Here is a 13,661-nt window from a genome sequence, read left to right on the forward strand (position 1 = left end):
TGGGCGCGGAAGCAGGGCAAGAGCGGCGAGCTTGGGAAGTGCGGCGCGGTCACTGCAGGGCACCTTGGCGGCCTGCGAGACGGCCACGCCCTGAAGGTGCCCCTTCGCGGCATCACATACCCCGAAAAGCACCTTCAGGGCACGACAGGACCCCGCTGGAGCAGCGCGAGTGCGGGGGTGAAGAGCGCACCCGCGGCACCCCGCGGCGTCAGTTCCGCACCGCGTACTTCAGGTGGGTGGCGCGCTTGCCGGGGATGATCACCGGGTCGTCGAAGCGGTGCGGTGCCCCGGTCAGGTTGGCGAAGTAGGGGATGCCTTCCCCGAGCAGCACCGGCACCAGGCTGACGTACACCTCGTCCACCAAGCCGAGGTCCAGCGCCTGGCCCGCGATGTTCGCGCTCGCGATGGTGACGTTCCTGCCGTCCGCGATCTCGCGAGCCGTCTCGATCCCTTCCGCCACGCTGCCGACGAAGGTGGTCGTCTTCCACTCGGCGGCGTCCGGCGGGGTCCGGTGGGTCACCACGACCACCGGCGCGCCGAGGGGATGGGTGCCGCCCCAGCCCTTCGTGTGGTCGAACAGGCGGCGCCCGCACACGAGCGCCCCGGCGTTCGCGAGTACCTCGCGCAGCATCCCGGCGCTGTTTTCGTCGACGTGGAAGGACCAGCGCTCGTCGGCGCTCGGCACCGTCACGTCACCGGCGTCGTACCAGTCGAACAGTTCACCCGTGCCGTCCCGCGGGTCCGCGATGAACCCGTCGAGCGACATCGTCATGTGTGCGAAGACCTTGCCCATCGCGAACCTCCCAGTGGTCGAGAGGGCAAGGATAGGACCGCACCCGCCGGGCCGTCCACAGTGGACGACCCGGCGCGGTCCCCGGTCAGCTCGTGAGGGCGGCGAGCATGCCGGGCTCGTAGGAGCCGGCCGGCGTGCGCACGATGACGTTCATCCGGTTGGCCGCGTTCATCAGCGCGACCGCGCAGACCAGCGCCGCGACCTCGTTGTCGTCGTAGTGCTCTCGCACCCGCGCCCAGGTCTCGTCGGAGACGCCTTCGTGGGCGTCGGCGATGCGGGTGCCCTCCTCGGCGAGCGCCAGCGCGGCGCGCTCCGCCTCGGTGAACACGGTGGCCTCGCGCCAGGTGGCGACCAGGTTCAGCCGGACCGCGGTTTCCCCCGCCGCCGTGGCGTCCTTGGTGTGCATGTCGGCGCAGAAGCCGCACCCGTTGATCTGGCTGATGCGCAAGGCCACCAGTTCCTGGGTGGCCGCCGGCACCGACGATTGCATGAGCACCTGCGCGGTGGTGGCGAACCGCTTGCCGAACTTCGAGGCGAGTTCGTTCTCGAACATGTTGAAACGGGCATTCATGGCTTCGTCCTCACTCGTGGTGTCTGGAACGAACACCAGATGCCGGGGGCCCGGTTCCTGTGACACCGCGGCCGAGTGGTGTGCGCCACAGGGAACCGGTGTCACAGAACGGCGGTGACCGGCGTCTGGTGGTGTTACCCGCCGAGAGCGAACAGGAGCCGCCCCATGGCCGGACCGTCCCAGCCCAGCCCCGCCACCGAGGCGTTCGTCGAGCACCGCAACCTGCTGTTCACGGTCGCCTACGAGATGCTCGGTTCGGCGGCCGACGCGGAGGACGTCCTGCAGGAGACCTGGCTGAAATGGGTGGGCGTCGACCTCGGCACCGTGGAGAACCAGCGCGCGTACCTGGTCCGGATCACCACGCGCAAGGCGCTGGGCAGGCTGCGGACGCTCGGCCGCCGCAAGGAGTCCTACGTCGGCTCCTGGCTGCCGGAGCCGCTGCTGACCGCGCCCGACGTGGCCGAGGACGTCGAACTGGCCGAGAGCGTCTCGATGGCGATGATGCTCGTGCTGGAGACGCTCGCGCCGACCGAGCGCGCGGTGTTCGTGCTGCGCGAGGTGTTCTGCCTCGGCTACGACGAAATCGCCGAAGCCGTCGAGAAGACCCCGGCGGCGGTGCGCCAGATCGCCCACCGGGCACGGGAGCACGTGACCGCGCGACGACCGCGCGAGGTCGTTTCGCCCGCCGAGACCCGGGGCGCGCTCGACGCGTTCAAACGCGCGGTCGAAACCGGTGATCTGCAAGGGCTGCTCGACATCCTCGCGCCGGACGTGGTGCTCGTCGGCGACGGTGGCGGCGTCAAGCAGGCCGTGCTGAAGCCCATCGTGGGGGCCGGCAAGGTGGCCCGCCTGCTGGCCACCGGGCTGGCCAGGGTCGCCACGGCATCGCTGCGGGCGGTGGAGGCCAACGGCTACCCCGCGCTCACGATCCGGCTCGACGGCGAGCTGGACACCGTCGTCGCGGTATGCCTCGACGGCGGCCTCATCACCGGGCTCTACGCCGTGCGCAATCCCGAAAAGCTGTCGCACATGGAACAGGAGACCGCGCTCCGCCGCTGAACCCGGCGGGGCATGATCGTCCGATGACCGACGACGTGGGATTGCGGCCGTTCCGAGAAGACGACCTCGCCGTGCTCGAGGCCCTGCTCCTGGATCCGGCAGTCGCGGGGGAGCACGACTGGACCGGCTGGTCCGACCCGCGGCGGTACCGGCGGGAGTGGGCCGAGACCGGGATGCTCGGCGACGACGCGGGCAAGCTGATGGTGGTACGCGGTGACGAGCGGCTCGGTTTCGTCGACTGGCGGCGCCGGCGGACCGCGCGGGCTTCGCACTGCTGGAACATGGGCATCGCGCTGCTGCCCGCCGCGCGCGGCAGGGGCCACGGCGCGCAGGCGCACCGGCTGCTGGCCCGATACCTGTTCGCACACACCACTTCGCACCGGATCGAGGCCGACACCGAACTGGGCAACATCGCCGAGCAGCGGGCGCTGGAGCGGGCTGGGTTCACCCGCGAGGGAGTGCTCCGCGGAATCTGGTGGCGGGACGGAGCCTGGCGGGACGGCGTGCTGTACAGCCTGCTGCGCACCGATCCGCCGGTGTGACACGGATTCAGCGGGGCAGCGACCGGCGCCACGCCGAGGGGCTGGCGCCGCGGGCGCGTTTGAACGCCACGCTGAACGCGAACGCGTCCGCGTAGCCGACCTCGCCCGCCACCGCCGCGACCGTCTTTTCGGTGTCCCGCAACAGATCCGCCGCCAGCGTCATCCGCCAGCCGGTCAGGTAGGTGAGCGGGGGTTCGCCGACCAGCGCGGTGAACCGGGCGGCGAACGCGGCACGGGACAGGCCGATCTCGGTGCCCAGCCCGGCGACCGTCCACCGGCGCGCGGGATCGGTGTGCAGCAGGCGCAGCGCTTCGCCGACGGCCGGATCGCTCAGCGCCCGGTACCAGGCGGGCGGCATCGCCGATTCGGCGCACCAGGCCCGCAAAGCCAGTACCAGCACCAGATCCAGCACCCGGGTGAGCACCGCGTCCTGACCGGGTTCGTCGCGGGACACCTCGGCGGCGAGCAGGTCCAGCGCCGCCGAGGTCCGCGGTCCGGCGGGCACCACCGCCAGCGGCGGCAGCAGCGCGAGCAGCCGGTCGCCGACGTCGCCGTGGAGTTCGTAGGCGGCCCGGAGCATGGTCGTCGCGCCGGGCAGGCCGTCGCCGTAGGTACGCGGCGCCAGATTCGGGTGGCCCGCGGCCGGCTGTCCGTTCGCCAGGTACTTGCGGCCGCCGCGGATGGTGAACTGGCGCTCGGTGCCGGGGTCGTCGGCGATCGTGTGCCGGCCGCCCCCGGTGACCAGTGCGATGTCCCCGGCGGCGAGGTGCACCGGCTCGGCACCGGAGCCGTCCAGCCGGATCGACGCGTGCCCGCCGAGCGTGGTCAGCACGGTCAGCGGGGGAGCGTCGGCGTAGGTGACCGACCACGGCGGCCGCTGGATCAGCTGCCGGACCAGCGCGGTGCTCGCACGGGCCCGGTGCAGCAGATCGGTCAGCACGTCCATGCGCACAGGCTAGACGTTCGCAAAGCAATCATCGACGATCGCCCATGGATCGTCCGGCCGTGCCGGGGTTTGCTTCAGGGCATGACCAACACGCACAACTCCATCGCGGTGTTCGGCACCGGTCCCGGCGTCGGCAGGGCGGTCGCCCGCCGGTACGGAAGAGCCGGGTACGACGTCGTCCTGGTCGCCCGCCGCCGAGGCCCGCTGGACGAGTTCGCCGGGGAGCTGACCGCCGAGGGCATCACCGCGCACGTGGTGACGGCCGACCTGTCCGAACCGGATCTGGTGCCCGATCTCGCCGCGCGGATCCGTGCGAAGGTGGGCGATCCCACGGCCTTCTACTACGGCCCCGCCAGGGACCCCGAGTTCATCGCCGCCGCCGACCTGCGCGCCGACCGGCTGCGCGAGCTGATGCCGATGACGCTCGACACCCTGCTCGCGCTGGTCGGGGAATTCCTCCCCGCGATGATCGAGCGCGGCGACGGCGCGATCCTCAGCGCACAGGGGGCCGCCGCCGTCCGGGGACTCCCGCGGATGAGCGGCTGGACGCCTGTGCTCGCCGCCCAGCGCCACTACCTCCAGTCCCTCGCGGCCGAGGTCGCCGAGCACGGCGTGTACGTCGGCATGCTCTACGTCGGCGCGCGCATCACGGGAACCCCTTACGACGCGATGTTCCTGACGGCACGGGCCGAGGGAAAGCCGGTTCCCGACCTGCCCGCCGCCGACCCGGATGTCCTCGCCGAACTGCTCTGGACCATGCACGCCGACCGGAAAACGGCGGAAAGGGTTGTCCCGGAAGGACTTTTCGGCTGATACGCGGTTCGCGTCCGCGGGCGGGTCACCACGCGCCGCCGGTTCGGATGCTGCACTGGATGGCGTCGATGAGCGCGGTGGCGGCGGGCGGATCGGGCGGGTCGCCGTAGGTGACGGCGTAGATCTGGCGGGCGTTCTCGGGCAGTTCGGTGGCGTGGATGCCGGGTGTCCGGTGCGCGCGGAGGGCGAGTCCCGGCAGGGTGGCGACACCCATGCCCGCGGCGACCAGCGCCTGCATGACGACCATGTCGTCGCTGACCAGTGAGACGCGCGGGGTGAAGCCCGCCTGCCTGCACAGGGTGACCAGCTCGTCCTGGCAGCGGGCGCACCCGCCGATCCAGGCGGAGTCGCGGTGGTCGGTGATCGCCTGCCCCGGTTCGTGGGTGAGAAGGTAGATCGGGTCGTCGAGGAGGTGGGTCAGCCGGAGCCCGTCGTCCTCGCGCGGGGTGTCGGCGTACCGGAAGATCAGCGCGACGTCGATCCGGCCCGCGCGCAGCAGGCGCAGCGCTTCGACCGGATGCTCGTCGACGAGTCCCAGTTCGATCCCGGGATGCGTGCGGGCCAGCGCGACGGCCGCCTTCGGCACGATGGTGCTCAGGATCGACTGGAACCCGGCCATCCGGACCCGGCCGGTCCGGAGTCCGACCCGCGCGGCCAGTTCGGCCGTGGCGGTGTCGACGCGGCCGACGATTTCGGTGGCGCGGGTGGCGAGCAGCTTCCCTTCGGGAGTGAGCCGGATGCCGCGGCCGACCCGCTGGATCAGGTGCGCGCCGGTGGCCTTTTCCAGCCGTGCGAGGTGATGGCTCACCGCGGGCTGGGAGTAGTGCAGTTCCTTCGCCGCCCCGGTCACCGAACCGTGCCGGGCGACCGCGGCCAGCACGGCGAGCTGGGCCAGGGTCAGCATTCATCAAGGTTACTCAGGTAATTGCCAGAATTCTGGCATTGGACGTCATGTGAACCGCGAACCACGATGGGAGGCGAACGGAAAGGAGAGCATGATGACCATCGCATCCGGCACCCGGTCAAGACCCGGCCTCGCGGAGCTGATCGAGCAGATCCGCCACCGCACCCGGCAAGGCACCGACGCGCGCACCACCGCGCGGCTGGTCGCCGAAGTCCTCACCGAGCTGAGCCCGACCGCGGACCTGCTCACCGCGGCGGAACGGGAAGGCTCCGCCGACGGGTACACCCGCCACACCCTGCACGCCGAGTCCGCCTTTTCGATCTCCGCCGTGGTGTGGCGGCCCGGCCAGCTCACCGAGATCCACGACCACCTGGTGTGGTGCTCTTTCCTCGTCCTGCAAGGCGCCGAGACGGAGACCGTCTTCGACATCGACGGTGACCGGCTGGTCCGGACCGGTCAGTGCGAGCGCCCCGCGGGGTCGGTCAGCGGCGTCGCGCCACCCGACGACATCCACCAGGTGCACAACACCGGCGACACGGTCGCCATCACCCTGCACGTCTACGGCGCCGACCTCAGCCAGGGGACCAGCGTGCGCCGCAGCTACCGGCAGCGCTCCTGATTTTTCGTGGCGGGGATGTCGAGAACGGCGTCCCCGCTCCGTCCCCGTGGCGGATGCGGCCACCGGGGCCGCACCGGGCAAAGGAGACCGAGCATGGCGATCCAGCGCATGGACAACGTCCTCGTCGTCGTCGAAGACCTCGACACCGCTGTCGCGTTCTTCCAGGAACTGGGCATGGAACTGGAGGGCAGGACGGTGGTCGAGGGGTCGTGGGTGGAGCGGACCATCGGGCTCGACGGCGTACGGGCGGACATCGCGATGCTGAAGACCCCGGACGGCCACGGCAAGGTGGAGCTGACGAGGTTCCACACGCCGGCCGCCACCGGCGCCGGGCCGAAGCCGGTGAACACCCTGGGCATCGGGCGCCTCATGTTCGTGGTCGACGACATCGAGGACGTCGTCGCCCGCCTGCGCGCCCACGGTGGCGAACTCGTCGGAGAAGTGGTGCGGTACCTGGACTTCTGCCGCCTCTGCTACGTCCGCGGCCCCGAGGGCGTCATGGTCGGGCTCACCGAGGAGCTCGGCTGATCGGGGCCGGCCGGGCCCAGGCCGCCACCGCCGCGCCGAGCAGGACCAGGAGCAGCACGATCGCCATGAAGACCTGCCCGTGCAGGCCGAGGACGAAATGGGTCCGCCCGGCGAACTCCGGGTCGTAGGTGGCGGTGCCGGGGAACAGGAGCGCCCCGGTCATGCCGAGCCACGGGGTGGCGAGGACGGCGGTGGCGCACAGCACCCTGTTCCGGGTCGGTCGCACGACGAGGGCCAGGCCGATGAGGCCGAGCAGCACCGTCATGACCAGGTACTGGGCGTCGTGGAACTTGGCGTGGGGCGGCCACGCGGGGTTGAAGGCGTGCTGCGCCGCCAGCTCGGGGATCACCAGATCGGCCAGCACGGCGCTGACCGTGGTGATTACGCCGACCACGGCGATCAGGGTTCGGGGGAGTGCCATCGACGGGGCCTTTCGGGGTGGTCAGATCGCCCAGGTGTAGGCGGGGGTGATCGAGCGTTCGAAGAGCGAGCTGGGCAGGAGGGGGAGAGCCGCGTCGCGCAGGGCGGTCAGCGGCGGGGAGGTCCAGTGCGCGGGACCGCCGGCCTGCCGGGAGCGGCGGGCGACGAGCTGGGTGCGCGGCCTGCGGGTGCGGTCGTACTCCGCCAGCCCCGCGCGCACGCCGAGAGTGTCCACTGTGGACGCGAGCGTGACGGCGTCCTCGAGTGCCTGGCAGGCGCCCTGCCCGAGGTTGGGGGTCATGGCGTGCGCGGCGTCGCCGAGGAGCGCGACCTTGCCGGAGACGTAGGTGCGCAGGTTCGGCAGCTCGTAGGTGTCGTGTTGCAGCACCGAGTCCTCGCTTGCCGTGTTCAGCAGCGCGGGGATCGGGTCGTGCCAGCGCGCGAAGCGGTCGCGCAGGTCCGCCATGCCGGTGCGGGAACCGCTGGGGGCGTTGGCCATCAGGTAGCAGTAGACGCGGCCGTCCGGCATCGGTACGTGCCCGAACCGTTGGCCCCTTCCCCAGGTTTCCGCGCTTCCGTCGACGGGCTGGGGCGGGGCGATGAGGCGCCACGCGGTGTATCCGACGTAGCGCGGCCCGGGGACGTCCGGCCAGAGGGACCGCCGGGTCGCGCTGTGCACGCCGTCGGCGCCCACGACGAGATCCGCGGTGGTGGTGCCACCGCTGTGCAGCACGGTGCCGTCGGGCCGGACCTGGCGCACGGCGGTGCCGGGACGCAGCGCCCGCGCGGGCAGCGCCGCGAGCACTAGGTCGACCAGTCCGGCGCGGTGCACGGTCACCCACTGGCCGAACCGGCGTTTCAGGTCGGCGACGTCGTTGCGGATCAACCAGCTCCCGTTCGTTCGGCGGATACCGGACGGCGGGTCGGCCAGCCCGCCGGAGCGCAGTGCCTCGCCGAGGCCGAGCGCGTCCAGCGCGCGCAGGCCGTTGGGCTGGATCGACAGTCCCGCGCCGATCTCGGTGAACTCGGGCGCGCGTTCGAGCACCTCCACCTCCCAGCCGCGCTGGTGGAAGGCGACGGCCGCCGCGAGCCCGCCGATACCGCCGCCCACGATGAGCGCCTTCATCGCCAGGAGTCCTCCCGCTCGCGCCGCGGATGCGCGGCTCTGGACGACCGCCACCACACCGCCGCGGTCAGCGAAACGACCACGAAAAGGACCTGCCACCAGCGTTCCACCGGGTCTCCTTAGTAAGTCTAAGTTTGTTTAGAGCTATTAAGTAAACATAGACAATGTAAGATGTCAACGGACTGATGAGAGAGGTGACGATGGCCGCGGGTACGAGCAGCAGGCGGGCGAGGGTGCGCCAAGCCGCGCTGGAGGAGATCCACGGGGCCGCGCGCACGCTGCTGGTCGAGCAGGGGCCCGCCGCGGTGACGATCAACGCGGTCGCCAGGCGGGTCGGCATGAGCGGCCCGGCTCTCTACCACTACTACGCGGGTCATGACGAGCTGGTCGGCGCGGTGACCGCGGACTTCGTCCGCGAGCTGACCGCCACCATGGAGCAGGCCAGGGACGCCCGCGACGGCGCCCCGGTCGGCGAGCGCATCCTGGCGGTCTGCCGGACCATGCGTTCCTGGGCGATCGCGCACCCGGCCGAGTTCGGGTGGGTCTTCGCCAGCCCGGTCGCCGCACCGAACCGGCAGCCGGACTCGCCGCGCCACCGGGCGGGGCAGCAGTTCGAGCAGGTGCTGCTCGATCTGACCGCGGAGCTGTGGCGAACCAGCCCGTTCCCGGTGCCCGATCCGGACGGCCTGCCCTCAGCGCAGCTCGACCAGCTGACCGCCTACTCCGAGAGCATCGACGGCCGCCTGCCGCCCGAGGCCGCGCACGTCTTCCTGTCCTGCTGGATCCGGCTGTACGGCCTGCTGTGCATGGAAGTCCTGCACCAGCTCGACTTCGCCTACGCCGACCTGGAACCCGTCTTCGAGGAGTGCCTGCGCGACATCACCGGCATCCTCGGCATGGCGGGTGCCGCCTGAATGCCGCGGATATCGCTTTCGCGGGCCTGCCCGGATCCGGGGCGTATGCCCTGAAGGTGCCCTTGAGGGGATCTGATGCCGTGAAGGTCGCCTTCGGGGCATGGGCGTTGCCGTGCTGCGTGCTGTGAGGGGCGGGATTGTGGCGTCAGATTCCCCGAAGGTGCCCTTCGGGGATATGCGGCGGGTCTCCGGCAGACCCGCGCGTCCGGTCAGCCCTTCGCCGGAATCGACGCGCGCACATCATCACCGCGACCTTCGGGGACTTGAGCGCCTCGAACTCCGTCCTCGTAGGGGCTCGCGTTGTCCGGGCGGGGTCCTGCCATGCCCTGAAGGTGCCCTTCGGGGCATCTGAGTCCCCCAAGGCGCCCTTCAGAGCTTGAGCGTCGCCGCGCCACATGCCGCGAGGGGCGGGATTGTGGCGTCAGATTCCCCGAAGGCGCCCATCAGGGACGAAGCCCCGGCGGCTCCACGATTCCGGCACCAGTATGTCCAAGGCGCGCCCTCGCGAAGGCCGGGTTTCGGGCGTCCGGTGCCGTCATGGTGGCCCGTCAGGGACCTCTGTCAGGCGGGGCGGCCCGCGCCAGCGTAATCGTCGCCCTTGGTGTGGTAGGTGTGGATCTGGATCGCCTGGCCCTCGGTCGGCGCGTTGATCATCAGGCCGTTGCCGAGGTAGAGCCCGACGTGGTGGATGTGCGCGGGGCTGCCGTAGAACACGAGGTCGCCGAGCTTGGGCTCCTGCGAAAGCGGCACCGGCGGCGTCGAGCGGTACTGGCTGTCCGCGGTGCGCGGCAGGCCGACACCGGCGCTGTCGTAGGACGCCTTCGTCAGTCCCGAGCAGTCGAACCCGGCGGCGCCGCCGTCCGGGCCGTTGCCGCCCCACACGTACGGCAGGCCGAGCTGGTCGAGTGCGAACCGGACGGCGTGCGCGCTATGGCTCGCCGCGGCTTCCGGGGCGAGCGAAAGCGTGGCGTAGAGCTGCGCGTTGCCGAGCACCTGCTGCCGGAAGAGGTCCGAGTCGCGGTAGGCCGCGACGGCCTTCCACCAGCCGTTGCCCGCGCCGAGATCGGCTCCGGCGCCGCACAGCACGCGGCCTGCCGCGACCGCCGCGTCGTCGATGTCGTCGAGGCTCGGGTCCGTGGTGGCGGGGATGTCGTGTCCGGTGCGCTTCCACTCGGCGGGGGTGAGCTGCATCGGCCCGCCGCGCTTCTCCCCGGCCGGCTCGCCGGCCGCGCCCTGCAGGGGCACCGGGCCGAGCGGTTTCGCGGTGCGGCCGTCGGGGTTCAGCGTCGAGCCGCCGAACCTGGCGTGGTCCGAACTCGCCTTGCCGAGCCCGGCGAGGGTGACCCATGACAGGTGGCAGTCCGGATTTTCCTTGCGCAGCACCAGTTCCCCGGTCGCGTACCCGATCAGTGCGCGCTGCGGGATGTCGAGCGCCGTCGCAAGGCCTGCCGACCACTTGTCCAATTCGGACGGAGACTGGCGGGGAGCCTGAGCCTGCACCGGCGCGCTCACTTCGAGCACCGACGGACCCGCGCCGCCACCCGGCGGCACCGGTTTCGGCGACGACTCCGCGGCCGCCACCGGGGCCTGCGCCGGTTGCCCCGGGTCGGAGATGAGCAGCCAGCCGCACGTGACGAGCGCGCCGACGAGGATCAACGCGATCAGCGCGCGTCCCGCCACCGCGCGACCCGCCGACCGCGCGGACGGCCGCGTGGGCTCTTCCCTCGGCGTGGGGGAAGGCTTCGGCTGCTCAGAAGGGGTCACACGGGCCACCTTAGAGAACACGGATCGGCGTCCATGCCTTACACAACGAACCCGAAAGCGTGTAATTACGCACAACCTCACTACGCTGGCCCCATGACCGGGATCGACGTGGACAGGCTGCGCGCTGAGCTGACCGGAAACGCGGGTGCCTACGCGGCGGTCGACGTCGTCGCGAGCACCGGTTCCACCAACGCCGACCTGAGAGAAGCGGCCGCCGCGGACGACCCGGCAGCGGACCGGACCGTCCTGATCGCGGAGACCCAGACGGCGGGCGTCGGCAGGCGCGCGCGGCGCTGGAGCTCGCCGAAGGGCACCGGGCTCTACCTCAGCGTCCTGCTCAGGCCGCACGAAGTGTCCTTCGCGAACCTGGGGTCACTGGCCGTCGTCGCGGGCCTCGCGGTGCACGACACCGCCACGGCGGTCGGGGTCGACGCGGTGCTGAAGTGGCCCAACGACGTGCTCGCCGGCCCGGATCGGGCGAAATGCGCGGGCATCCTCGCCGAGGCCGTCGCGGGCGAGGAGTTCGCCGTGGTGCTCGGGATCGGCCTCAACGTGCTGCCGCTCGGCGAACGGGTCCCCTCGGGGCCCGGCGGCCTGGCCGCGACCTCGCTCGCTGAACAGGGCGCCGCGGTCACCGACCGCACCGAGATCGCGGTGAAGCTGCTGACCGCGTTCGCCGAGCGCGAGGCGCGCTGGCGCGCGGCGGCGGGCGACCTCGCCCGCGCCGGGATGCTCGACGGGTACCGCGTCCACTGCGCCACGATCGGCCAGGACGTGAAGATCATGCTGCCCGACGGCAGTTCGCTGCTCGGCACCGCGACCGGGGTCGACGGTGCGGGGCAGCTCACCCTGACCGCGCTCGACGGCACCGTGCGCACCGTCTTCGCCGGTGACGTGGTGCACCTGCGGCCGGTCGGCGCCGACGACTGACGGCGGGCGCCGCCGCGCAAAGCCGGTTCGCCCGCCTCGTCCGCACCGCTCGCCGGTACGGTGAGACTGCCGAACCGGCACGCAGCAACTCAGACGATCCGGGGAGTCCGAGGTGGCCTATCCAGACGATCTGCTCAGCGAAGGCGAGCACGTCGTGATCCACAACCATCCGCACTTCAAGATGCTGATCGGGCCGCTACTGGTGCTGATCGTGACGCTGGGCGCGGGCATCTGGCTCGCCGTGCTGGCGCAGGACGCCGCGCCGCCGTGGCACACGGTGTCGCTCATCGCGATCGGCGTGATCGCGCTCGCCCTCATCGTGTGGCTGTTCCTGGCCCCGTTCGTGCGCTGGCGCACCACGCACTTCATCGTCACCACGGACCGGCTCATCGCGCGCGAGGGCGTGATCAAGCGGACCGGGATCGACATCCCGATGTCGCGGATCAACAGCGTGCGGTTCGAGCACGGCCTGCTGGACCGGGTGTTCGGCTGCGGCACGCTGATCATCGAGTCCGCCTCGGACGAGCCGCTGACCTTCGACGACATCCCGAAGGTCGAGCGCGTGCACACGGTGATCTACCGCGAGGTCAACGACAACCCGTACGACGACTACCACCCGGGCCAGCACGGCCAGGCGCCGCCTGGCCCGGCGGGGTACGCCGACACCGAGCAGTACCCGCAGGAGCAGTACCCGCCCCAGGGCCGTCGCGCTCCCCGTCGCGGGAACCGGCGCTGATGGGCGCGCGGGAAGCCGGCCTTCCGCAGCGGTTCGGTTCCGCGGAAGGGCTGCCGGAGCGGGTCACGATCTGGGAGGTCGGCGCGCGCGACGGGCTGCAGAACGAGTCCGCCGTGGTGCCGGTCGAAGTCAAGCTGGAGTTCCTGGACCGGCTCGCGGACGCGGGACTGACCACGCTGGAGGCGACGAGTTTCGTGCACCCGAAGTGGGTGCCGCAGCTCGCCGACGCCGAAGCGCTCCTCGCCGGGCTCGACCGGCGCGCCGGGGTGCGCTACCCGGTGCTGGTGCCGAACGACAAGGGCCTCACCCGTGCGCTCGATGCCGGTGTCGAGCACATCGCGATCTTCGCGAGCGCCACCGAGACGTTCGCGAAGCGGAACCTGAACTCGTCGGTCGAAGAGCAGTTCGCGATGTTCGAACCGGTGGTCTCGCGTGCCCGCGAAGCCGGTCTCGAAGTGCGCGGGTACCTCTCGATGTGCTTCGGCGACCCGTGGGAGGGCGCGGTGGACCCGGCGACGGTCGCCGCGGTCGGGAACCGCCTGCTCGGCCTCGGCTGCTCGCAGCTTTCCCTCGGCGACACGATCGGCGTGGCCACGCCCGGTCACGTCGAACGGGTGCTGGCCGCGTTCGGGGAGGCGGGCACCGCGGTGGACTCGCTCGCGGTGCACTTCCACGACACCTACGGCCAGGCGCTGTCCAACACGCTCGCCGCGCTGCGCCTCGGAGTGTCCACTGTGGATTCCTCCGCCGGTGGGCTCGGCGGCTGCCCGTACGCGGAGTCGGCCACCGGGAACCTCGCCACCGAGGACCTCGTGTGGATGCTCGACGGGCTCGGCGTCGAGCACGGCGTCGACCTCGACGCGCTCGTGGCGACCAGCGCGTGGATGGCGGGGCGGCTCGGCAGGCCCAGCCCCTCCCGCGTGGTCAACGCGATCGCGGGCTGACGTCACCCGATCCGGGGCCGGTTCGCCGCGACGCGGAACCGGGCGGTCGCGG

Annotated in this window: 16 protein-coding genes; 9 read left to right on the top strand and 7 right to left on the bottom strand. The window is 71.5% G+C overall.

The window, feature by feature from the left end; all coding sequences use genetic code 11:
• Positions 1-208: 208 nt before the first annotated feature.
• Both ABD256_RS40255 and ABD256_RS40260 read right to left on the bottom strand, forming a co-directional pair.
• A complete protein-coding gene (locus ABD256_RS40255) occupies positions 209-793 on the bottom strand; it encodes a dihydrofolate reductase family protein (protein ID WP_344430994.1) in 585 nt (194 codons plus the stop codon).
• An 85-nt stretch (positions 794-878) separates the two neighbouring features.
• Positions 879-1,364, bottom strand: a complete 486-nt coding sequence (locus ABD256_RS40260; protein ID WP_344430996.1) for a carboxymuconolactone decarboxylase family protein — start codon at positions 1,362-1,364, stop codon at positions 879-881.
• Between the two features lie 165 nt (positions 1,365-1,529).
• On the opposite strand from ABD256_RS40260, the gene ABD256_RS40265 reads away from it, so the two are divergent.
• Together ABD256_RS40265 and ABD256_RS40270 are read left to right on the top strand one after the other, a co-directional pair.
• Positions 1,530-2,423 carry an RNA polymerase sigma-70 factor gene (locus tag ABD256_RS40265; protein WP_344430997.1) on the top strand — a complete coding sequence of 298 codons (894 nt, stop codon included), beginning with the start codon at positions 1,530-1,532 and terminating at the stop codon, positions 2,421-2,423.
• 23 nt (positions 2,424-2,446) lie between these two features.
• Positions 2,447-2,965, top strand: coding sequence for a GNAT family N-acetyltransferase (locus ABD256_RS40270; RefSeq protein WP_344430999.1), 519 nt, complete (start codon positions 2,447-2,449; stop codon positions 2,963-2,965).
• 7 nt (positions 2,966-2,972) lie between these two features.
• On the opposite strand, the gene ABD256_RS40275 is transcribed toward ABD256_RS40270, so the two are convergent.
• The gene (locus ABD256_RS40275) at positions 2,973-3,911 is read right to left on the bottom strand and encodes an AraC family transcriptional regulator (protein ID WP_344431001.1); all 939 of its coding nucleotides are present in this window, start codon (positions 3,909-3,911) and stop codon (positions 2,973-2,975) included.
• Between the two features lie 81 nt (positions 3,912-3,992).
• On the opposite strand from ABD256_RS40275, the gene ABD256_RS40280 reads away from it, so the two are divergent.
• Positions 3,993-4,724 (top strand): SDR family NAD(P)-dependent oxidoreductase, encoded by a 732-nt coding sequence (locus tag ABD256_RS40280; protein WP_344431003.1) that lies wholly within the window; start codon positions 3,993-3,995, stop codon positions 4,722-4,724.
• A 25-nt stretch (positions 4,725-4,749) separates the two neighbouring features.
• Here the strand turns inward: ABD256_RS40280 and ABD256_RS40285 are convergent, their stop codons facing one another.
• Positions 4,750-5,628, bottom strand: coding sequence for a LysR family transcriptional regulator (locus ABD256_RS40285; RefSeq protein WP_344431005.1), 879 nt, complete (start codon positions 5,626-5,628; stop codon positions 4,750-4,752).
• 94 nt (positions 5,629-5,722) lie between these two features.
• Here ABD256_RS40285 and ABD256_RS40290 point away from each other — a divergent pair, with 94 nt between their 5' ends.
• Both ABD256_RS40290 and ABD256_RS40295 read left to right on the top strand, forming a co-directional pair.
• On the top strand, positions 5,723-6,247 hold the full coding sequence (locus tag ABD256_RS40290; RefSeq protein WP_344431007.1) for a cysteine dioxygenase family protein: 525 nt from the start codon (positions 5,723-5,725) through the stop codon (positions 6,245-6,247).
• Positions 6,248-6,340: 93 nt separating this feature from the next.
• On the top strand, positions 6,341-6,775 hold the full coding sequence (locus tag ABD256_RS40295; protein ID WP_344431009.1) for a VOC family protein: 435 nt from the start codon (positions 6,341-6,343) through the stop codon (positions 6,773-6,775).
• On the opposite strand, the gene ABD256_RS40300 is transcribed toward ABD256_RS40295, so the two are convergent.
• Complete coding sequence (locus ABD256_RS40300; RefSeq protein WP_344431011.1) at positions 6,756-7,196, bottom strand: DUF6640 family protein; 441 nt, start codon at positions 7,194-7,196, stop codon at positions 6,756-6,758. The two genes, ABD256_RS40295 and ABD256_RS40300, sit on opposite strands and share 20 nt — an antisense overlap.
• 21 nt (positions 7,197-7,217) lie before the next feature.
• On the bottom strand, positions 7,218-8,321 hold the full coding sequence (locus tag ABD256_RS40305) for an FAD-dependent monooxygenase (protein WP_344431013.1): 1,104 nt from the start codon (positions 8,319-8,321) through the stop codon (positions 7,218-7,220).
• A 185-nt stretch (positions 8,322-8,506) separates the two neighbouring features.
• Between ABD256_RS40305 and ABD256_RS40310 the strand changes: the two genes are divergently transcribed.
• The gene (locus tag ABD256_RS40310; protein WP_344431014.1) at positions 8,507-9,235 is read left to right on the top strand and encodes a TetR/AcrR family transcriptional regulator; all 729 of its coding nucleotides are present in this window, start codon (positions 8,507-8,509) and stop codon (positions 9,233-9,235) included.
• 561 nt (positions 9,236-9,796) lie between these two features.
• On the opposite strand, the gene ABD256_RS40315 is transcribed toward ABD256_RS40310, so the two are convergent.
• Positions 9,797-10,999, bottom strand: coding sequence for a C40 family peptidase (locus ABD256_RS40315; protein WP_425546603.1), 1,203 nt, complete (start codon positions 10,997-10,999; stop codon positions 9,797-9,799).
• A 93-nt stretch (positions 11,000-11,092) separates the two neighbouring features.
• On the opposite strand from ABD256_RS40315, the gene ABD256_RS40320 reads away from it, so the two are divergent.
• The 3 genes from ABD256_RS40320 to ABD256_RS40330 all read left to right on the top strand — a co-directional run bounded on the left by ABD256_RS40320 (position 11,093) and on the right by ABD256_RS40330 (position 13,609).
• Positions 11,093-11,929 (top strand): biotin--[acetyl-CoA-carboxylase] ligase, encoded by an 837-nt coding sequence (locus ABD256_RS40320; RefSeq protein ID WP_344431016.1) that lies wholly within the window; start codon positions 11,093-11,095, stop codon positions 11,927-11,929.
• Between the two features lie 112 nt (positions 11,930-12,041).
• Entirely contained in the window at positions 12,042-12,665 is a 624-nt protein-coding gene (locus ABD256_RS40325; protein ID WP_344431017.1) for a PH domain-containing protein, read from the top strand.
• On the top strand, positions 12,665-13,609 hold the full coding sequence (locus ABD256_RS40330; RefSeq protein ID WP_344431019.1) for a hydroxymethylglutaryl-CoA lyase: 945 nt from the start codon (positions 12,665-12,667) through the stop codon (positions 13,607-13,609). Before ABD256_RS40325 ends, ABD256_RS40330 begins: the two co-directional genes overlap by 1 nt.
• The last annotated feature ends 52 nt before the right edge of the window (positions 13,610-13,661 follow it).

This window comes from Amycolatopsis minnesotensis (assembly GCF_039529815.1).
GTDB lineage: Bacteria > Actinomycetota > Actinomycetes > Mycobacteriales > Pseudonocardiaceae > Amycolatopsis > Amycolatopsis minnesotensis.